We start from the raw sequence: 21128 nt of genomic DNA, 5'->3' as shown, positions 1-21128 counted from the left end.
TTACTCCCGGGAGAGTCCATCCGTAATCCAAAAATGACACCAACTTTCCCGGCCTGTTCGAAGGTGTTTGCCGGGCGGCTTAGACTAGCCGCATGCCGATCATCCCTGATGAAAAAGACTGGACCTGGGTGCTCTCTGAGCCCTGCCCCGAGTGCGGCTTCGACCCCGTAACGGTGACTCCTTCCACGGTGCCCGGCATCGTCCTGAACATGCTCCCGCGGTGGCGGGCCGTGCTGCGCAGGGAGGACGTGGCCACCCGCCCCAATGACCACACCTGGTCCAACCTTGAGTACGCATGCCACGTCCGCGACGTCTTCAGCCTGTTCGACCAGCGCCTGAACCTCATGCTCACCGAGGATGACGCCCGGTTCGCCAACTGGGACCAGGACCAGGCCGCGATAGATGGCGAGTACGGCTCGGCGGACCCACGGACGGTGGCCGATCAACTCGAAGCCGAGGGGAAGGAGATTGCGGAATCCTTCGCCAGAGTCACCGAGGATGACTGGCAGCGGACCGGAACGCGCAGCAATGGATCCTCATTTACCGTGCTGACGTTCTCCCAGTATTTCCTCCACGATGTTGTTCACCATCTTCATGATGTGGACGGCTAGGAAGCTAGAGCATTTTCTCCCACGTCATGCTGCGGTTCACGGGCGTGTAGCCCATGCCCAGGTAGAGTTCCAGCGCCCCGGTGGGATTGGCTGAGTCCACGTCCAGTGATGCCACCTCCATTCCGGCTGAGGCGTAGCGCTGCATGGCATCGGCGAGCAGTGCTTGGGCTATGCCCCGGCCCCGGTAGGCACGCCGCACGCCAAGGAGCTCGGTGTAGCCTTCCTTGAAGCCGCGCTCCGCAGCAGAGTCGGGATCGAAGCTGGTGAGCTGATAGCCGGCCACCTCGCCGGTGGACGAATCAATGACCACTGCACTGAGATCGGGCCGGGCAGTGGGTTCCTCGATGGTGAAGCGCCACGATTCTTCGTCCCGTGGCTCGCTCCCCCAATGGTCCCTGAACGCGTCGTTGTGGGCCTGGCGTACGGGTTCAAAAAGCGAAGAGTCCAGCGTCCTAAGCTCAAGCCCTGCTCTCAGGGCGGCCCGGGGCAGCTCGTCCGAAAGAGGCCGGTGCATTTCGTTGAACCAGCGCACAGCACCGTAGCCATGGCCCATCAGAAGCTTCGCCTGGTGCTCGTGCTGTTCCTCGGTCTGGATCCGGAGGCGGGGCGGCGCACTGGTGTGACCGGCCGCCTCATCGGCGTGAAACCTGTTGCGCACTTGTCCTTCCTGCCACATCAGGATTGCGGAGCCGATCCCCCGTTGCTGCCATTCCGGGTCAACGCACGCCATGCCGGTGGCTTTGTCCCCGTCCGGGTTCTTGGCGATGCGTCCATAGGCACGGGCTACTCCGCCTGCGTCCAGGCCCAGGAGCGTGCTTGTCTCAGCCGGGTTCTTGGAGGACTCCATGACGTGGAGCAGGTCGCCACGCTTTTCGTACCAAACGGGATGTTCGACGGCGGCCGTACGGGCGATCAGGTCCGCCCAGTTATCGAGGTCCTCCATAGTGGCTGGCCGCCAGCTCAGACCGGTGGCAACGGCATCAGGCAGGGCTTGGCTTGAGGATTCAAACGGCATGCCAACAGGCTACTGAGGAGTAGGCCTTCCCACCAGTTCCGCCGCGCCCTGCGCCGTGAGTCCGTCACTTTGCTCCGCGGAAACCTGACCCCCAGGCAATTCCAGCCGCGAGTCTGAGGGATCAATGTCCTCAGGATTGTGGGTAACCAGCACAACGGTGACGTCCTTGAGTCCGTTGCGCAGGATGGCCATCATTTCCCGCGCCGAGCCCGCATCCAAATGCGCAGTCGGTTCGTCAAGCAGCAGCACGGAGGCTCCGGTCAGGAGTGTCCTGGCCATGGCCAGGCGCTGGCGTTCACCGCCGCTGAGGAAAGAGCCGCCTGGTCCGATCCGGGCGTCGAGTCCGTCCGGCAACGCTTCAACCACGGAATCAAGCCCGACGTCGGCCAGTGCCTTGTGCATTTCGGCCTCGCTGGGCTTTGCGGCAGCCGGCCGGCTCAGGAGGAGGTTGCCTCGGATTGTGGAGTCGAACAGGTGTGCTTCCTGGGGGCACCATGCCGCCGTGCCGGAAAGCTTCACAGTGCCTTCCGCCAGGGGTAGGAATCCCAGTAGCACCGAAAGCAGGGTGGACTTACCGGCCCCGGAGGGGCCGGTCACGGCAAGCCAACGGCCGGGTTCTGCCTCAGCGTTGACGCCGGCGAACACTTTCGGGCCACCTGGCCACGCCGCCGAGGCGCCCTTCAGCTCCAGTCCAGCCTTATCCGGACGATCAGGCAGTTGCCGCGTGCCGCCGTCGTGTTCTTTCGCAAGGTTCGCTTCTGCAGGGTCGGTGGTGCCAGGGGTATCCAAAGCACCGGATGATGCCACCCGGTCCAGGACGGCCGCGAGCGCCGGGGCTTGGCGCACAGCTGAGACGATTCCACCGAAGGGTTCCACCAGGGCCAGTTGCATCAGGACAATGACGGCCGCGAGTTCGGGAGCAATAGTGCCATTGAGCACGGCGGGTGCGCTCAGGGCTCCGGCCCAGAGGGCGGCCAGAGAGCACGCAAGGACGATCACGGCCTGCCCGAGTCCTTCGGCCCACGCAGAGCGCTGGGCAGAGAGGGTGGCGCTGCGGTCCTTGGCACGCAGTGCTTCAAGGACCGGCTCCCCCACCCCGTTGGCGTTGAGTTCGGCACGGGCGTCAAGGGCGGCAGCCACTCCCCGCAGCACCACTGACCGCAGCTTTTGTTCGGCACTGGCGGCGTTCCTGTCAGCCAGGACGGCCAGGATCGGCGCTGCGAGCAGGCCTGCCACGGCGGCCACAACAATCGCCGGCAATGCATCGGGTAAAACGATGGAAGTGGCGAGGATGGCCGCAGCTCCGACTCCGACGGCGGTCACGGGCGGTAGGACAACCCGGGGAAGAAGGTCCCGGAGGGTGTCTACGTCGTCCACGATTGAGCCCAACACGTTGCCGCCTTGGAGGAGGCGCCGGAGGGAAAGGGCCCTGCGGCTTAGCGATGCCCAGAGTGCGCCGCGGAGGCGGGTCATGGCGGCGAAGACTGCATCATGGGTCAAAAGCCGCTCGCAGTAGCGCAGAACGGCCCTTCCGATGCCGAAGAACCTCACTCCGACGATCGCGCCGAGCAGGTAGAGAATGGGCGGCTGCTCCCTGGCCCGGATGATGAGCCATCCGGACAGGCCGGACAACGCGACTGCGAAGAGGGCGGCCAGGACGGCCACCGCGCCGGCGGCGGCGAACTTCCAGCGCACGGGTTTCAGGGCCCGGAGAAGAGCCCCCAGGCTGCTGGTGGAGGGAGGTGTTGGGAGGTCTTGGTGTTGGGCGGCGCCCTTCAGGGGGACCACAACTGCCCCTGCAGTTGCAGCATCTCCGCTCGGACTGATCGTTCCGGGAACTGAGGACGCTGAGTGTTGGTGCTGATGCCGGCTTCCTACCGGTACCACGTGGTCGGCGAGCGCCCGGGTGGCGGCGTCGTGGGCCACCAGGATCACGGTCACGTTGCCGCGGACCGCCTCTATGGCGCGGCGGACCACGCTTGCCGAGTATTGGTCCAGATGGGCGGTTGGTTCGTCGAGCAGCAGGGTGGTAGCCCCGGCTTCCACCCGTGCCAATCCGCGGGCAAGTGCTATTCGGCGCAGTTCGCCTGGGCTCAGTTCCGCGGGATGCTTGGCCGCCAGGTGGCCGGCTGAGGCTTGCCGGAGAACACGGGTGGCTGCCTCGGCTGTGTTCCCCGCGTATCCGTGCAGATAGAGCTCAATTTCCTGCTGCACCGTTTCGTTGGTCATGACCGGGTGTTGCGGAACCCACGCGATTGTCCCTGGCGACGCACCGTTGACCGTCCCGGTAACCTCCGCGCCTGGCCCTGGACCGATAAGCCCGGCAAGGACGCCCAGGACTGTGCTCTTCCCGGAGCCGCTGACGCCGTCGAGGGCTGTGACACGTCCCGGCTCAGCTGTGAAGCTGAGGGGCCCGACGGCGGCGGCGGACCGTCCGTTGTAGGTCACCGACAAGTCGGTCACCACCACGCCCGCCGGGGCTGCGTCGGACGTCCTCCCATGCTGGAGGTGCTCATGCGAGGGAGCGTCCAGCACGGCATTGGTGGTCTCAAGGGCCGCCCTGCCGTCATCGCTGGCGTGGTGGGCGGTGCCAAGCTCCCGGAGGGGAAGGTAGCAGTCCGGCGCCAGGATCAAGGCCAGGAGTCCGGCTTCGAGGGGCATGTCGCCATGCACCAGCCGGACACCAATGAAGACCGCCACCACGGCCACTGAGATGGTTGCGATGAGTTCCAATGCCAGGGCGGAGAGGAACGCCGTGCGGAGGGTGCCCATGGTCCGGGTGCGGTATTGCTCGGAGATATCTTCCAGTGCTGCGCGCTGTTCGGTGGCGCGTCCCAGGCCCACCAGGACGGGAAGACCTTTAGCGAGCTCGAGGATGTGGCCGGACAGTTTCCGGAGCGTGCTTTGCGCCTCCCTGACAGTGTCTTCGGTGTGCCGTCCTATCAGCACCATGAACAGTGGCACCAAAGGGACCGTCAGGACGATCACCACGGCACTTACCCAGTCGGCGAAGAGTATCCGGGCTCCGATCAGCAGCGGGACCGTTGCGCAGTTCACTATTGCCGGCAGGTACTGGGTGTAGTAGTCGTCCAGCGCGTCCAGTCCGCGCGTCGCGAGGATCGCCAGCCCGCCGTCGTTCATTCCCGCCACGGGCGATGAACCGGCGTCGGACAGTGAGCGCCTCAGCAGCCGCGCCCGCAGTTCCTCCTTGACGCCCAGGGCCGCCCGCCTGGAGGCGATGCCTTGGCCCCACACTGTCAGGGATCGCAGAACGGCGCCGGCCGCACCCCAGACAAGTCCGTTGTGCCACTCCCCAGATCCGGAGGCGAGCCCTGCCAGCATTCCCGCTACGGCTTGCGCCATGAGCACCAGGGACAGTGCCTTGAGGGCGGACATGAGGCCGATTGCGTACAGCGCCGATCGCGTTGCCGGGCCGGAGGGGAACACGGGTTTCATGGAGCGACTAATCTCCCGTTTGGTTTCGTGTGGCGGAGGGGCTTTCCTTGGATACCATCACTTTCGCAGCAATGGCGGGCAGGAACCCGTGGGCTTCCGGGATGTGGGCTGCGCTGACGCGCCGGCGGAACACCCAGTAAGTCCATGACTGGTAAGCAATCACAAGTGGCAGTCCAACGGCTGCGACGATGCTCATGAGGCCCAGTGTGTAGTCCGAGGACGAGGCGTTGGAGATGGTCAGATTGAAGGCAGGATCGATCGTGGAGGGGATGACTACCGGGAAGGCCGCTCCAAAGATGGCCGCTGTGGCGCAGACAATGAAGGCACCCAAGGCACTGAAGGCCCGCCCTTCGGACCCCGTACGGGCCAGTCGCCACGCCAGGACGACGGCGACTACCGCCGCTGCCACCAATGCCCAGGTCCAGGGCTTGCCGCTTAGGAACTGGACGGCCACCATCCAGCCGAACATCGGAAGTACCGCGAACGGCACCCATCGCACGAACCAGCGGCGGGCGCGGTGCCGCACGTCGCCGTCGGTCTTCAGGGCCAGGAACGCCAGGGCGTGAACCAGCGCGAATGCCACCACGCCGAAACCACCCAGGAGTGCATAACCGCTGAACCAGGACATGGGGCCACCGACGCGATCCCCGTTCTCATTCAGGGGCAGTCCCGTGGTGGTGAGGGCCAGCGCTGCGCCGATGCCGAAAGCAGCCACGAAGGATCCGACGGCGATCGCCCAGTCCCAGCGGTTACGCCAGCTCTCGGAGTCCACCTTGCCGCGGTATTCGAAGGCGACAGCCCGGAAGATCAGCGCAGCCAGGACCGCCAGGAGCGGGAGGTAGAGGCTGGAGAACAGCGAGGCGTACCAGAGGGGGAAGGCAGCGAAGGTGGCACCGGCGGCGGTGAGCAGCCACACCTCATTGCCGTCCCATACCGGGCCGATGGTGTTCAGCAGGACGCGGCGGTCGGTGTTGTTGCGCGCGAACAGCTTCATGAGCATTCCCACCCCGAGGTCAAAGCCTTCCAGGAAGAGATAACCGGTCCACAACACCGCGATGGCCACGAACCAGATGGTTGGCAACAGTTCCATTGTCAGTACCCCTTGGCTTTAGTAGGCGAATGCCAGGACGTCGTCGCCGGACTTGTCCGGGCCGGCGCCGTCGTCGTTCTTGTCGTGTTGGTTATCGGAGTCTTTGGCGTGGGCCAGTTCAGGCATCGCCGAGGCCACGCCCCCGCGGATGTACTTGACCAGGAGCTTCACTTCCACCACCAACAGCACGGCATAGATGGCGGTGAGGACCACCAGGGAGGTCATGAGTTCTCCGGCGCTGACGCCCGGGGATACCGCGGCAGCTGTGAACATAAAGACCTGGTCAATACCGTTCATGTCCGGGTTGGGCGCCACCACGAATGGCTGCCGGCCCATTTCGGTGAAGATCCAGCCTGCGGCGTTGGCGCCGAAGGGAGCGAGAATCCCAAAGACAGCAAGGCGCATCAGCCACTTGGATTCGGGAACTACGCCCGTGCGGGTCACCCAAAGCGCGAGCAGGGCGGCGAAGGCTGCGATGCCACCGAAGCCGATCATCATGCGGAAGCCCCAGTAGGTGACTTCCATGACGGGCACGTATTGGATTTCCTGTCCGGCGCGCTCACCGTAGAGCGGGTTGTCCGGCAGGTGGGTGCCGTACTTTTCCTTGTACTCACCCAGCAGGCTGTTCACGCCCTTCACTTCAGTGGTGAAGTCGCCCTTGGCCAGGAAGGAGAGGATGCCGGGGACTTCGATAACTGCAACGATGTCCTCGCAGTTGGTCGCTCCCAGGTTGCCAACGCTCAGCACAGAGAAGCCCGTGCCGTCGTGGCAGGCAGCTTCAGCGGCGGCCATCTTCATGGGCTGCTGTTCGAACATGAGCTTGCCTTGGAGATCACCGGTGATGGCGGTTCCGGCGAAGGAGATCATGGCCACCACAGCGCCGATCCGCAGGGATTTCATCCAGACCGTGTAGTCAGCCTTATCACGGCCCGGGATGGCTGCTTCGCCGGGAATCAGTTTTCCGTCTTTGCCAACGACGTCAATGCCGTCGTGGCGCCGACGCCACAGGTGGTACCAGGCGATCCCCAGCAGGAAGGCGCCGGCAACAGCCAGTGCGCCAAAGAGGGTGTGGGGCACGGCAACCAGCGCCGTGTTGTTGGTAAACACTGCCCAGGCGTCCGTCATCACGGGCCGTCCATCCACCATCTCAACGCCTACGGGGTGCTGCATCCAGGAGTTGGCCACAATGATGAAGTAGGCGGAGAAGACGGAGCCGATGACGGCGATCCACAAGCAGGCCAGGTGCACGCCGCGTTTGAGCTGCTTCCAGCCGAAGATCCACAATCCCAGGAAGGTTGATTCGACGAAGAAGGCCAACAGGGCTTCGAGCGCCAGTGGTGCGCCGAAGACGTCTCCGACGAACCGGCTGTACTCACTCCATGCCATGCCGAACTGGAATTCCTGCACGATGCCGGTGGCTACACCCATGATGAAGTTGATGAGGAAGAGTTTTCCCCAGAACTTGGTCATGCGAAGGTACTCCGGCTTGCCGGTGCGGTACCAGATGGTCTGGATGATGGCCACCACCAGGCCGAGGCCGATAGTGAGCGGCACCATCATGAAGTGGTAGACGGTAGTGATACCGAATTGCCAGCGTGCGATTTCCAAGGCGTCCATGGCTGTCCTTTGTGCGGTGGACCGAAGTACGATGACCTTACTTCTACGTCACGTAGAAAACTTCTCTTCTACACAGTGTAGAACAAATGGAGATCGCCAAAACCCATTCTTCAAGTGGCGTAACCCACGCGCAAGGGTCCGCTCGGCGGCGCGGCGCGCCGATAGTTCTACCTCACGTAGAATGAAGGCCTGAAAAGCGGTAGATTTATTGTGGAATGTTGAATCATCGCTCCCCGGCAGCAGCCACCCTGCACCGGGAAGCGGAAGGTAGGGACGTATAGATGGCAAGTCTTGGGGAACTGGAACGGGCAGTGATGGATCTGCTCTGGGCAGGCCAGGAGGCTGCAACCGCCAATACACTGCGTGATCTTTTGGCGCAGGATTCCGCGGCCGGCGACGGCACCGCCGGTCATCAGGGCAAGGACCTGGCAGTCACTACGGTCCTCACCGTGCTCTCACGCTTGGAGAAGAAGGGTCTGGTTGAACGCGAACGCGGAACCCGGCCGCACCGCTACCAGGCAGTCTCGAGCCGCGCTGACCACACCGCCGAACTCATGCACGAGGTCCTTGGCTCCGCACCGGACCGCGAGGCCGTACTTGCCCGCTTCATTGGTTCCGTCACCGAAAGTGAAGCCGCTACCCTGCGCAAACTGCTCGGCTACAATTAGCCACTATGTTCTGGACCTCATACCTGCTTGCGGTCCTGGCATTGATTCTGGCGTGGCCGGTACCCGTGTTGCTGTCCCGTGCACAGTGGCCGGCACGATCCCCTTTCACCGCCATGGTGCTGTGGCAGGCGATCGCTCTTGCCGGTGGCTTGTCCATGATCGGGGCCATGCTCGTCTACGGACTGGAACCAATCGGGGACAATCTCATAGCAGGGCTCAAGAGCCTTGCCGGGATGGTCTTCAACAACGAACCCACCACCGCCCTGGGCTTTTGGCACCTCTTTGCGCTCTCGGCGGCAGCACTGCTGACCGCGCACCTGGTCTTCACCCTGCTGCTGACCTACTACAAGATTGAACGCCAACGGAGACGCCACCGCGAGCTACTCGCCCTGCTGGCATCACCGTCCGACGACGGCCCGGGCACCGTGGTGATCAACCACGACTCTCCCGTGGCCTACTGCCTGCCCGGCGGCGCCCGATCCGTAACGGTGCTATCCGACGGCCTCATGGCAGCACTGGAACCGGCAGAGCTCAGGGCTGTCCTCATTCACGAAAATGCCCACCTGTCCCAGCGCCACGATCTCCTGCTGTGGGCCTTTGCTGCCTGGCGTCAAGCACTGCCTTGGTTCCCCACCACCCGGCTGGCGCAGACGGCCGTGAACTCACTGATCGAGATGCTGGCCGATGACGTCGCCCTGCGCACTGAAAGCAAAGGCACACTGATCAAGGCCATCGCCATTGTTGCCAGCGGCACCTCGCAGCCGGGCATCAGCACACCGGCGCTCAGTGGCGGGCAGGCACTCAGTGGCAGCCCGGCACTCAGCGCTGGCGGCGCCGTCGTGGAAGGCAATGCCGTCAGCGCTACCGGCGGTGCCGACTCACCCCGCACGACGGCGTCCCGCGTCAGCCGCCTACTCTCACCCAAGCCGCCGCTCACCAAGCCCGTGCGTGTTCTGGTCCTCTTGGCCTCGGCCCTGCTGCTTGCAGTGCCCACGGCGCTGCTCATTGTTCCAGGATTGCTGGGCTAACGTCCCCAGCATCAACCCCTGACGATGCCCCCGGTCCCGCGGGGCCGGGCTACGCGTCGATGCGCTCCCGGTCAAGCGTGGCAGCGCCGGCAATGATGAATTCCTTGCGTGGTGCGACGTCGGAGCCCATCAGGAGGTCAAAAACTTCCTCGGCGCGCTGGGCGCTTTCGATGCCCACCTTACGAAGAGTCCGGTGGCGCGGGTCCATGGTGGTCTCAGCCAGCTGCTGCGCATCCATTTCCCCCAGGCCCTTGTACCGCTGGATGGGTTCCTTGTACCGCTTGCCTTCCTTGGCCAGGTTGGACAGAAGCACGTGGAGCTCGGCTTCCGAGTACGTGTAGATCATCTCATTGGCCTTTTGGCCCGGGTTGATGACTTCAACGCGGTGCAGAGGGGGAACAGCTGCAAACACGCGCCCCGCCTCGACCATGGGCCGCATGTAACGGAAGAAAAGGGTTAGCAGCAAAGTCCGGATGTGCGCGCCGTCAACGTCGGCATCAGTCATCAGGATCACCTTGCCGTACCGCGCAACGTCAAGGTCGAAGCTGCGACCCGAGCCTGCCCCAACCACCTGGATCAACGCCGCGCATTCCGCGTTGGACAACATGTCACCCACCGATGCCTTCTGGACATTCAGGATCTTTCCCCGGATGGGCAGCAGGGCCTGGAAATCCGAGGACCGCGCTAGCTTTGCGGTTCCAAGTGCCGAGTCGCCCTCCACGATGAACAGTTCGGAGCGGGCAACGTCATCCGTTCGGCAGTCGGCAAGCTTGGTGGGCATCGATGACGTTTCCAGTGCGTTCTTGCGGCGCTGGGTTTCCTTGTGCACACGCGCCGAGATACGCGATTTCATCTCGGCCACCATCTTCTCCAAGAGGAGCGCAGACTGGGCTTTATCGTTGCGGTTGGCCGAACTCAGCCTCGCCGATATTTCCTTCTCAACCACCTTGGCAACAATGGCCCGGACGGCAGAGGTGCCGAGGATCTCCTTGGTTTGCCCCTCGAATTGCGGCTCAGCAAGACGAACAGTCAAGACGGCTGTCAGGCCGGCGAGGATATCGTCCTTCTCGACCTTGTCGTTCCCGGCTTTGAGCTTGCGGGCATTCGTCTCCACCGCTTTACGGAACGTCTTGAGCAGGGCAGCTTCAAAACCGGACTGGTGTGTGCCGCCCTTGGGTGTGGCGATGATGTTGACGAAGCTACGCATGGTGGTCTCATAACCAATACCCCAGCGCAGTGCGATGTCCACTTCGCAATCGCGTTCGACTTCCGCGATCTGGCTGTGGCCGTTCTCGTCAAGGACGGGGACGGTTTCCTTAAACTTCCCGGAGCCATGGAGGCGCCAAACGTCCGTTACTCCGGAATCGGCCGCGAGGAACTCAACAAACTCGGAGATGCCGCCGTCGTGGTGAAACACCTCCTCATGGACACCGGACTCCCCCGGCGTACCTGCCAGCTTGCGCTCGTCGCGCACGGTGATTTTCAGGCCCGGCACAAGGAAGGACGTCTGACGCGCCCTTGAGGCAAGGTCGTCATAGGAGAATTTGGCATCGGGGGTGAAGATCTGGCGGTCGGCCCAATAACGCACGCGGGTTCCCGTAACACCACGCTTTGCCTTGCCCACAACATCAAGCACTGAATTCTCCACGAACGGCTCAAATGGCGCGTTGGGACTTGGCTTGGCCCCGGAATCCACGAAACGTCCCGGCTCTCCACGCCGGAAAGACATCTGGTACGTCTTGCTGCCCCGGTCCACCTGGACATCCAGCCGGCTGGACAGCGCGTTCACCACAGAGGCGCCGACGCCATGCAACCCACCCGAGGCAGTGTAGGAACCGCCGCCGAATTTGCCGCCGGCGTGCAGTTTGGTGAAGACCACTTCAACGCCGGAAAGACCGGTCTTGGGTTCGACGTCCACAGGAATGCCGCGCCCGTCGTCGTGGATTTCCACCGAGTTGTCCGCGTGCAGGATGACCTTGATGTCATGTCCAAAGCCCGCCAAGGCCTCATCGACTGCGTTGTCGATGATCTCCCAAAGACAGTGCATAAGACCGCGTGAGTCCGTGGAGCCGATGTACATGCCCGGGCGCTTGCGGACTGCTTCCAGGCCCTCAAGGACGGACAAATGCCGGGCGTTGTATTCAGAACTCGGTGCCACTCGCGGTGTGCTCCTTCGGGGTATATCTCAGGGGTGCTTCCCAGCCGCGTTTGGCTGGTAATTCAAGGCAAACACTGCCCCTACCAGCCTAGCCGGGGAAGGCACGAAGCACCGTTTGCCACTCCAGTATCGGTGCAGCCTTCCCGCTGACGTTACGGACATGTGATACGCGGACAGCGAAAGTGACCCATCCTTGCCATGGATCTGCATCGAATGCTGGTTATATGGATGTACAGAACTACTAAGGAGGCCGACATGACAACAGCAGTTGCAGACCGCACGCTGAACGCAGCTGATCGCTGTGACCGTTGCGGAGCCCAAGCGTACGTCCGCGTTGTACTCGAGTCCTCCGGCGGTGAGCTGCTCTTCTGCGGCCACCATGCCCGTGCAGTTGAAGCCACGCTCCGGCCCATGACTTCCGACTGGCACGATGAGACCGAGCGCCTCAACGAGAAGGCTCCCGTCCCCGTCGACTAGGCAGTCCGGCTCACCGGAAACCCTTTTTGATCAGATAACAAGGCTCCTCCCATCCGGGAGGGGCCTTGTTGCGTATAACTGGTTGCACCGAGGAAAGTCAGCCCACCTTCTCCTCCAGAGGACTCACACCTCCAAGCGAATGCCCATGCTGGGCGTACAGAAAAAGTGGCCCGGCCGGATATCCGGCCGGGCCACTTTCCCTGACTCTGCTTGTTTAGTCCAGGTAGTCCCGGAGGACCTGCGAGCGGGACGGGTGCCGCAGCTTGGACATGGTCTTGCTTTCGATCTGGCGGATGCGCTCACGCGTGACACCGTAGACCTTGCCGATTTCGTCTAAAGTCTTCGGCTGGCCGTCGGTCAGGCCAAAGCGCATCGCCACAACTCCGGCCTCGCGCTCGGACAGCGTGTCCAGGACGGAGTGCAGCTGTTCCTGCAGGAGTGTGAAGCTGACGGCGTCAGCGGGAACAACAGCCTCCGAGTCCTCAATGAGGTCACCGAACTCCGAGTCACCGTCTTCACCCAGCGGGGTGTGCAGTGAAATTGGCTCGCGTCCGTACTTCTGGACTTCAACAACCTTCTCAGGGGTCATGTCCAGCTCGAGTGCCAGCTCTTCAGGTGTCGGTTCACGGCCGAGGTCCTGCAGCATTTGGCGCTGTACGCGGGCCAGCTTGTTGATGACTTCCACCATGTGCACCGGAATACGGATGGTGCGGGCCTGGTCTGCCATGGCGCGGGTAATTGCCTGACGGATCCACCAGGTTGCGTACGTGGAGAACTTGAAGCCCTTGGTGTAATCGAACTTCTCCACTGCACGGATAAGGCCCAGGTTGCCTTCCTGAATCAGGTCCAGGAAGAGCATGCCACGGCCGGTATAGCGCTTTGCCAAGGAAACGACGAGGCGCAGGTTGGCTTCGAGCAGGTGGTTCTTGGCGCGCTTGCCGTCGTGGATGACGAATTCAAGCTCACGCTTGAGCTTGGGATCCATGGATCCGTCGTCAGCGTTGATCTTTTCCTCAGCAAAGAGGCCGGCCTCGATCCGAAGCGCGAGATCAACTTCCTGCTCCGCATTCAGCAGCGCGACCTTGCCGATCTGCTTGAGGTAGTCCTTGACGGGGTCGGCTGTAGCGCCGGCCGACATGACCTGCTGGACCGGCGCGTCGTCGTCGTCGGCATCCGAGTAAACGAATCCCGTTCCGGACGGCGCAGCCTTGTCCTTGGTGGCCGTGGCGCCGTCCTCGACGTCGTCGTCTCCGACTTCGACTTCCTCGGCAGCTGCGGGATCAAAGTCTTCATCCTCGCCGCTGGCGTCCTCAGCATCGGAGCCTGAGGACTTGCTCGCGGCCTCAGCGGCGGCCTTCGCACCTGGCTTGGGTCCACGCTTCTTGGGTGCCGGCTTGTCAGAGTCGCCCTCTGAGGCCTTGTTGGCAGCACGTGTCGCTGCGCGCTTTGCCGATGTTGCCGCCTTCTTTTCCTCAGCGGACAGTTCGGCCTGGGCGGCGGGTTCCTTCTCGACGGAAGACGGGGTCACAGAAAACCTTTCTAGCGGCGGTCTGTGGAATCACCATACGGGCAACACCACTATGACCCTGTCAAGTCCGCGATCAATTTCAAATGCGATCGCCGTCTGCAGAGTCTCTATAGAGAACTCCCAACGACACTGTATTGTTCCCGGCAAGGGGACCAATACAGGCATTCGAACGCGGACCCAACCGGGTCTCGGCATCCATTGTCTCACGGTTTTGCGAAACGCACTTCGGATGAATGTTCAAACCCTCTATGCGACCGTGCCCCGGACCCCGCGCCAAGCGGTGCTGGAACTTCGCGCCCATGGGCAAATGGTCCCTTGTCCCAGCAGACCCATGAGTAGTTCGGCAAGACGATAGCCCGGCTGGGCGGCCTCCGCCCCACTGAGGCAGGCGTGGGCAATTGATCCGCGCCCCTTGCACCATGCGATCCAGCCTTGCAGGGTCAGTACTGCTGCAGGCACTACGCCCGATTCGGCCTCGACGCACAACCCGGCCAAAACTTTCTGCAGTGCATCGAGGGCGCTCCAGCACGGCATGGATGGTTGCATCCCAAGCAGGACATCTCCGTAGGTGAAGACGTCTCCGTTGGCATTTCGTTCCGATGAACCCTTGGCAGCAGGGAGAACCGGACCCGCCACTCCCAGTTCCTGAGGGTCGAACGGCGTGTCGCGGCCGTTTATGTCGGTGTCGTTGTCGTTGTAGTTGCCGTCGTCATCGAAGAGACCGAACGCCAACGCGCCGGACTTCGCAGATTCCACGCCTGCAGCCGCCATGACCACCACAGCGTCCCGCCACGCCGGGATCCGCAGCGTTGCCCTGAGGAAGCCCATGATGTGTGCATCGGCGCCGGGCTGCAACGGGTGGCCGGCTTCGACCCGCTTCAACACATTGCGCCACACGGCAAGCACGGCGTCCAGACAATACTCGCTCCTCCATCTACCAAGGATCTGCTTGCCGTAGCGTGACTCAGCGGCTAGCACCAAAGGATCAAGCGCCCCGGGACAAGCGGTCCGGGATTTTCCAGGCTCGCTTCCGGGCGAAGGCCCTATGAAGCTCCCCCTGTACACCAGTTCTGTGCTGAGTCTGCTGTTCTTGATCCGATCAACGGACAATCCCGGTACCGGACAACATTCAATGTCCGTGCAGTAGGCGCTTCGCCAGTACTCGGAACCCACAAGCCACGCGTCCCGAACCGATAAGTCAACCTCGTCAAGGCTCACCTGCAGCGCTTCGAGCAGGGGAATTGCCTGCCGGACCACCATGCCGTCTTCCCATCCGGAGTCGGTGTAAACAGCCAGCACTACTCCGTTGGCGTCCTCGTCGGCAATCAGGAAGCTGCGGATCTGGTCCGCGAAATCTTTGTTGGCCTGCCGGGATCCCAGGCGTGGCAGGTCCACGCGAAGCGTGGCTCCGAGGACTTTCCCTTGCATGGTGATGGCCACGAGGCTGTCCTCGGGCCAGTAACCCAGCATGTGGGGAATGTAGCCAAGAATATCTTCGGGTTGGTGGATGCTGAGCGTTCTGTTGGAAGTCATGGTTCCACCCTGCTCAACGCCGGCCGGAGGAGACAGCGACCATCGTGCCTATGTGGATAAGCGACACAGGAAACCGGCGAGGGATTGGCCTACTCGTTGTCCTTCGACGCGGGCCGCGCGGCCCGGCGTCGTTCAATCCGTTCCCGGCGCTGCCTGGCGAGGGTAGCCAGCAACGGCTGCACGTGAATACCTTGGGTTGCCATTTGCCGGCGCACCTTCCGCCGCGTCACCAGGATGAGCACCGTACCAAGGCCCAGCAGTACGAACTGAACGCTGAGGGCGATGCGGAACGGCGCGAGACCGTAGAGATCACCGCCGGAAAAACCACTGGCGTACAGAAGGTCAAGCGCAAGGCCGATGAGGTAGATGGCAATGAGCGCCGCAATGAAGCCGCCGACGTTGACAATACCCGTGGCTGTACCGATCCGGTGCGAGGGATTGAAGGTCCGGGCAAAGTCGAATCCGATCATGGATCCGGGCCCGCCCACAGCCAGCACCACCACCAAAAGCACCAGGAGCCACAAGGGCGCGCGGTCGGGAAGAATGAGCACAGCAGCCCAAGCCAGGGCCGTCCCCAGCGCAATGAGCAGGACCATGGCGGATCTACGCATGGGGTGTTTGGAAACGAATCGGCCGAACCCTGGCCCGGCAACTATTGCGGTGGCCACGAACAGCGCCATGAGGCCGGAAACGGTTGCAGCATCCAGTCCCTGGGCGGACAACAGGAAGGGGTACCCCCAGGTCATCGCAAAGAGGTTCCCGCTGAACTGAACGGTGAAGTGGCTCCAGAGGCCCAGACGGGTTCCGGGTTGTTTCCAAGCCCGGGACAGGGAGATGCCGGTGGCCCGCAGGCCCTGACCGGCTTCCCGCGGTGGGTGTCCGGGCGGGGCGTCGCGGAGCACCGCCAGGACCAGGACCACTGCCAGCACGGACATCGCTGCCAAAGTGAGGAAAGCCGGGGTCCATCCGGCGGTATGGAGAAGCAGCGCGAACGGCACAACACTGAAGAGCTGACCAAGCTGACCACACATGCCCGTCAGTTGGGTGACCAGTGGAACCTTGGCGGGGGCAAACCACAAAGGGACCAGACGGATCACCGAAATAAAGGTCATCGCGTCCCCTGCCCCCACCAGGACCCGGCCCAGCACGCCCCCGGGAACACTGTCCGCAAAAGCCAGCTGCAGCTGTCCCAAGCCCATGAGCACGGCACCACCGGCAATCATGGCCCGCGAACCAAACCTGTCCACCAGGACGCCCACGGGAATCTGCAATCCGGCGTACACCAGAAGTTGCAGCACCGTGAAAAACGAGATGGCGGAGGCACTGGCGTGGAATCTGTCAGTGGCCTCCAAGCCTGCGACGCCAAACGAGGTTCGCTGCGCCACGGCCACCAGGTAGGCGAATACGCCGATCGTCCAAATCAGCCAGGCACGGGGAGCATTCACCCCACAATTATGCCTGCCGGCGGCTCAAAGCTGATTTATTGAGGCGAGTCTTTACGAGCCAGGTAGGCCTCCACCGCAGCCCCAATGTCTTCAGCGTTGGGGAGCTCATCATTCTCATCAGCCAGCAGCGATCGGCGGACAATGCCTTCGGATTTCTCGTCGTAGCGCGTCTCCAGATTGGCCACTACTGCCTGTACTTCCTCGGAAGCTTCGATCTGTTCGGCGATCTGGCGGCCCACTTCACGGCCGGCTTCCCGGAGCCTGTCCGTCGGCAGCATGAGGGACGTTGCCGCCCCCAGGTATTCCAAACCGGCGACTGCGGCCGGCGGGTACTCAGCTTCGGAAAGGTAATGCGGGACGTGGATAACGTAGCCGGCTACGTTGCGCTCCGCTTCGGTGAGCCGGAGTTCCAGGATGTGCCCAATGGCGGCAGGAACATCTACGGTGGGCTTCCAACTCGATATTCCCTCAATGAGGTCGGGCATGTTGCCGTGGACCGTCACCCCGACAGGCCGCGTGTGCGGAACGGGCATGGGGATGGAATGGATCCAGGTCACCAGGTTGATGTCCAGCTCTTCCACGATTCCGACGACCGCGCGCGAGAAGCGCTCCCACTGCAGGTCGGGCTCGAAGCCGGCAAGCAAGAGGAAGGGTTGGCCGAGACCGTCGTTTAGCTTGTACAGGCCGAGCTTTGGTGCCTGGTAGTCCTGCAGATGGTCTTCCACAAAGCTGATGTGCGGCCGCCGCGAGCGGTAGTCGATGAGTTGGTCGGCGTCGAACATGGCCACCACCTCAGCGTCCAGTTCATCCAGAAGTTCCGCGTTGATCTGCCGAACTACCTGACCGGCATCGGCAAAGCCCGTGAATCCCATGACCATATTCAGCCCGCGGAGCTCAGGGCTGTAAAAGGTCTCAATGTTTCGCGCATACAGCGATTCGGGGTCCAGGAGAGAGCCGGATATCCGTTCAAACACGGCGTGTTCCTTTCGCAAAGATATAAATTCTGGAGCTATTCCATACAACGCTGCACGGTCAACAGGCATTCCTGCCCCCGATGTGCCGCAGCTCTCATTTAATTGCTGTCCGCGGCCTTCCAGAGACTACGATCGAAGCGGGCCGACGTCCTGTGCGACGTTGGGCCCGAAGACCAAGGCCGCCGTCGTAGAAGACGTCGGGCGCGTACCGGGGCGGGCCGCCAAACATGTGGCCCCGCCATGCAATGCAGAGAGAAGTGAGGACACATCCTCGTGGTCAAGACTACTGACATCATCCTGGGCATCATCGCCAAGGACCTGAAAAAGTCCCCTAGCGACGCACTTGTGATTGGCGTTGCCCAAGGCTCGGACGGACCGGTATTACTGTCCAACCCGTTGAGCGCGAAAGCCGCGGAGTCCGTTGCAGGATCACTGCAGCTTTTGGGGATCACCGGCGCTGCCGATCAGGCACACCGGCTTCCAGGCCTGCCGGAGACGGGCTCAGGGATTCTTGTCCTTGCAGGAGTAGGCAAGCTCTCCGATGACGGCGGCCTGAGCGAAGAGGCCCTGCGACGCGCTGCGGGATCCGCCGTGCGCCAGCTCGCCGGTACCGCTTCGGTGACCTTGGCGTTCCCGACGGCGACACTTGCGGATGTCACGGCTGTCGCCGAAGGAGCTGCCTTGGGTGCGTACTCCTATACGGAGCACCGTTCCAGCAAGGATGGGCTGAAGGCCCCCGTGGCCAAGGCACTGATTTTCACGGATGTCGATGCCAAGTCCGCCCAGCCGGCGTTGGACCGGGCCATTGTGCTTGCTCGTGCCGTCAACTCAACCCGCACGTTGGTCAACCAACCGCCGAGCCACCTGTTCCCCGAGTCTTTTGCGGAGTCCGCTAAGGAACTGGCAAAGGGCCTGCCGGTCAAGATCACAGTCTGGGACGAAAAGCGCCTGGAAAAGGAAGGCTTCGGGGGTATTCTCGGCGTTGGCAAGGGCTCCACCCGCCAGCCGCGCCTCGTCAAAGTCGAATACGCCCCCGCGAAGGCCACGAAGAAGATTGCCCTCGTCGGCAAGGGCATCACATTCGACACGGGTGGCATTTCCATCAAGCCTGCCCTCGGCATGGGCGACATGAAGAGCGACATGGCCGGTGCCGCCGTCGTACTTAACACCGTCCTGGCCATCGCATCGCTCGGGCTTCCCCTCAAGGCGACCGCCTGGCTCTGCATCGCGGAGAACATGCCCTCGGGCGCTGCAGCCCGTCCCGCTGACGTGTTCACCATCTACGGCGGCAAGACAGTTGAAGTTCTGAACACGGATGCTGAAGGGCGCCTGGTGATGGCTGACGGCATCGTCGCTGCCAGCCTGGAGAAGCCGGATGCCATCATCGACGTAGCTACCCTTACAGGTGCGCAGCTGATCGCCCTGGGTCTGCGGACTGCAGGCGTCATGGGTTCCGACTCGGTAACTGCTGCCTTGAAGAGTGCCGCTGACCGTGCCGGGGAACTCGTGTGGCCCATGCCCCTGCCTGAGGAGCTTCGCCCCAGCCTGGACTCCCAGGTGGCCGACCTTGCGAACATCGGTGAGCGCAACGGCGGCATGATGACAGCAGCGGTCTTCCTCCGCGAATTCGTGGGAAAGAACGACGCCGGCCAGCAGATCCCGTGGGCCCACGTGGACATCGCGGGACCGTCGTTCAACAACGGAGCCCCCTACGGTTACACGCCCAAGCAGGGTACCGGATGCACTGTTCGCACCCTGGTTGCCTACGCCGAGGATCTCCTGGCCGCCTCCGCATAGCACCCCTCTGCACCTCCGGTTTGCGCGAGCCCCTGCCTGATCCCCGGCGAGGGCCGCGCAACCCCGGAATTATGCGGGGTGTAGCGCTGTGTCACAAGTGAACGTGAGTCTGGACACAAGCGCTCCCCAAAACGCCCGCAGAGGGTGGAGCATGGGTAGGTGGTTCGCTAAGGTGAACTCGATAGTCACAAATGCAAGAGAACTTAGGTGCTGGCATAATCACGGCAGAACAAGTTCCAAAGACCAGATGGCACGCAGTCCCGTGTCATCATTCACGCGAGGGAGCGTTTTAGTGGCCGATCAGGCAACTGCGCAAGAATTCGACATCCTGGTACTCGGTGGCGGCAGCGGCGGCTACGCCACTGCCCTGCGGGCCGTTCAGCTTGGGTTCACCGTTGGCCTTGTGGAAAAGGCAAAGCTCGGCGGAACCTGCCTGCACAACGGTTGCATTCCCACCAAGGCACTCCTGCACTCGGCCGAACTTGCCGACCATGCACGCGATTCCGCCAAGTACGGCGTGAACGTCACGCTCGACAGCATCGACATGTCGGCCGTGAACGCGTACAAGGACGGCATCATTGCCGGTAAGTTCAAGGGCCTCCAGGGACTCATCAAGTCCAAGGGCATCACCGTCATTGAGGGTGAAGGCAAGCTCCAGGGCAACAACACAGTCGTCGTGAACGGCACCTCCTACTCGGGCAAGAACATCGTCCTGGCCACGGGGTCATACTCCCGTTCGCTGCCCGGCCTTGAAATCGGCGGCAAGGTCATCACCTCCGACCAGGCCCTCACCATGGACTACATCCCCAAGAGCGCCATCGTTCTGGGCGGCGGCGTCATCGGAGTCGAATTCGCTTCCGTCTGGAAGTCCTTCGGCGTGGATGTCACCATCATCGAAGGCCTCCCCTCCTTGGTCCCCAACGAGGACGCCTCGATCGTCAAGAACCTTGAGCGTGCTTTCAAGAAGCGCGGCATTAAGTTCACCACCGGCATCTTCTTCCAGGGTGTCGAGCAGAACGACGACGGCGTCAAGGTCACCTTGGTTGACGGCCAGACGTTCGAAGCCGACCTCCTCCTGGTTGCCGTCGGCCGTGGTCCCGTCACCGCCAACCTCGGCTACGAAGAGGCCGGCATCACCATCGACCGCGGCTTCGTCATCACCAACGAACGCCTCCACACTGGCGTCGGCAACATCTACGCCGTTGGCGACATCGTCCCCGGTGTTCAGCTCGCGCACCGTGGCTACCAGCAGGGTATCTTCGTCGCCGAGGAAATCGCCGGCCTGAACCCGGCAATCGTCGAGGACATCAACATCCCCAAGGTCACCTACTGCGAGCCCGAAATTGCCACAGTCGGTTACACCGAGAAGGCCGCCAAGGAAAAGTTCGGCGACGACCAGGTCCAGACCCAGGAATACAACCTGGCCGGCAACGGCAAGAGCTCCATCCTCGGGACCGGCGGCATCGTCAAGCTCGTACGCCAGAAAGATGGCCCCGTTGTGGGCATCCACATGATCGGCTCCCGCATGGGCGAGCAGATCGGTGAAGCCCAGCTGATCGTGAACTGGGAAGCCTACCCGGAGGACGTGGCACAGTTGGTCCACGCCCACCCCACCCAGAACGAAAGCCTGGGCGAAGCCCACCTTGCCCTCGCGGGCAAAGCTCTCCACGGCTAAGTCTTACCAAGACCCGCGGGTCAGGTGCATGCAGCGCAATATGCCGCATGCACCTG

At 62.6% G+C, this 21128-nt stretch carries 15 protein-coding genes; 6 read left to right on the top strand and 9 right to left on the bottom strand.

The features are described 5' to 3' along the window. Nucleotides 1-92: 92 nt before the first annotated feature. Nucleotides 93-611: a DinB family protein gene (locus tag HAV21_RS19095; RefSeq protein ID WP_166842766.1), complete on the top strand. Its 519-nt coding sequence runs from the start codon at nucleotides 93-95 to the stop codon at nucleotides 609-611. 4 nt (nucleotides 612-615) lie between these two features. Here HAV21_RS19095 and HAV21_RS19090 read toward each other — a convergent pair whose 3' ends face one another. The 4 genes from HAV21_RS19090 to HAV21_RS19075 are packed head-to-tail and all read right to left on the bottom strand — an operon-like array spanning nucleotide 616 to nucleotide 7789. Further along, a complete protein-coding gene (locus tag HAV21_RS19090; protein WP_166842765.1) occupies nucleotides 616-1626 on the bottom strand; it encodes a GNAT family N-acetyltransferase in 1011 nt (336 codons plus the stop codon). A gap of 9 nt (nucleotides 1627-1635) precedes the next feature. Continuing rightward, complete coding sequence (gene cydD, locus HAV21_RS19085; RefSeq protein ID WP_166842764.1) at nucleotides 1636-5082, bottom strand: thiol reductant ABC exporter subunit CydD; 3447 nt, start codon at nucleotides 5080-5082, stop codon at nucleotides 1636-1638. A gap of 7 nt (nucleotides 5083-5089) precedes the next feature. Next, the gene (gene cydB / locus HAV21_RS19080; protein ID WP_166842763.1) at nucleotides 5090-6172 is read right to left on the bottom strand and encodes a cytochrome d ubiquinol oxidase subunit II; all 1083 of its coding nucleotides are present in this window, start codon (nucleotides 6170-6172) and stop codon (nucleotides 5090-5092) included. Between the two features lie 18 nt (nucleotides 6173-6190). Further along, nucleotides 6191-7789 carry a cytochrome ubiquinol oxidase subunit I gene (locus HAV21_RS19075; protein WP_166842762.1) on the bottom strand — a complete coding sequence of 533 codons (1599 nt, stop codon included), beginning with the start codon at nucleotides 7787-7789 and terminating at the stop codon, nucleotides 6191-6193. Nucleotides 7790-8070: 281 nt separating this feature from the next. Here HAV21_RS19075 and HAV21_RS19070 point away from each other — a divergent pair, with 281 nt between their 5' ends. Beyond that, nucleotides 8071-8457, top strand: a complete 387-nt coding sequence (locus HAV21_RS19070; protein ID WP_142939487.1) for a BlaI/MecI/CopY family transcriptional regulator — start codon at nucleotides 8071-8073, stop codon at nucleotides 8455-8457. A gap of 5 nt (nucleotides 8458-8462) precedes the next feature. Beyond that, entirely contained in the window at nucleotides 8463-9485 is a 1023-nt protein-coding gene (locus tag HAV21_RS19065; protein WP_142939488.1) for a M56 family metallopeptidase, read from the top strand. 49 nt (nucleotides 9486-9534) lie between these two features. Here the strand turns inward: HAV21_RS19065 and HAV21_RS19060 are convergent, their stop codons facing one another. Beyond that, nucleotides 9535-11643: a DNA topoisomerase IV subunit B gene (locus HAV21_RS19060; RefSeq protein WP_166842761.1), complete on the bottom strand. Its 2109-nt coding sequence runs from the start codon at nucleotides 11641-11643 to the stop codon at nucleotides 9535-9537. Between the two features lie 255 nt (nucleotides 11644-11898). On the opposite strand from HAV21_RS19060, the gene HAV21_RS19055 reads away from it, so the two are divergent. Continuing rightward, nucleotides 11899-12120, top strand: a complete 222-nt coding sequence (locus HAV21_RS19055; protein WP_018778705.1) for a hypothetical protein — start codon at nucleotides 11899-11901, stop codon at nucleotides 12118-12120. 214 nt (nucleotides 12121-12334) lie between these two features. Here HAV21_RS19055 and HAV21_RS19050 read toward each other — a convergent pair whose 3' ends face one another. The 4 genes from HAV21_RS19050 to HAV21_RS19035 all read right to left on the bottom strand — a co-directional run bounded on the left by HAV21_RS19050 (nucleotide 12335) and on the right by HAV21_RS19035 (nucleotide 17600). Further along, nucleotides 12335-13648 (bottom strand): RNA polymerase sigma factor, encoded by a 1314-nt coding sequence (locus HAV21_RS19050; protein WP_142939490.1) that lies wholly within the window; start codon nucleotides 13646-13648, stop codon nucleotides 12335-12337. Nucleotides 13649-13894: 246 nt separating this feature from the next. Then, the gene (locus HAV21_RS19045) at nucleotides 13895-15181 is read right to left on the bottom strand and encodes a DUF4192 domain-containing protein (RefSeq protein ID WP_166842760.1); all 1287 of its coding nucleotides are present in this window, start codon (nucleotides 15179-15181) and stop codon (nucleotides 13895-13897) included. An 89-nt stretch (nucleotides 15182-15270) separates the two neighbouring features. Further along, nucleotides 15271-16626: an MFS transporter gene (locus HAV21_RS19040; protein WP_166842759.1), complete on the bottom strand. Its 1356-nt coding sequence runs from the start codon at nucleotides 16624-16626 to the stop codon at nucleotides 15271-15273. Between the two features lie 35 nt (nucleotides 16627-16661). After that, the gene (locus HAV21_RS19035) at nucleotides 16662-17600 is read right to left on the bottom strand and encodes a PAC2 family protein (RefSeq protein WP_166842758.1); all 939 of its coding nucleotides are present in this window, start codon (nucleotides 17598-17600) and stop codon (nucleotides 16662-16664) included. Nucleotides 17601-17873: 273 nt separating this feature from the next. Here HAV21_RS19035 and HAV21_RS19030 point away from each other — a divergent pair, with 273 nt between their 5' ends. Together HAV21_RS19030 and lpdA are read left to right on the top strand one after the other, a co-directional pair. Next, on the top strand, nucleotides 17874-19397 hold the full coding sequence (locus tag HAV21_RS19030) for a leucyl aminopeptidase (RefSeq protein WP_166842757.1): 1524 nt from the start codon (nucleotides 17874-17876) through the stop codon (nucleotides 19395-19397). Nucleotides 19398-19689: 292 nt separating this feature from the next. Then, a complete protein-coding gene (lpdA, locus tag HAV21_RS19025; protein WP_166842756.1) occupies nucleotides 19690-21072 on the top strand; it encodes a dihydrolipoyl dehydrogenase in 1383 nt (460 codons plus the stop codon). The last annotated feature ends 56 nt before the right edge of the window (nucleotides 21073-21128 follow it).

This window comes from Paenarthrobacter sp. MSM-2-10-13 (genome assembly GCF_011605365.1).
In the GTDB taxonomy this organism is placed as follows: domain Bacteria; phylum Actinomycetota; class Actinomycetes; order Actinomycetales; family Micrococcaceae; genus Arthrobacter.
This window is presented reverse-complemented; position numbering and strand designations above follow the sequence as displayed.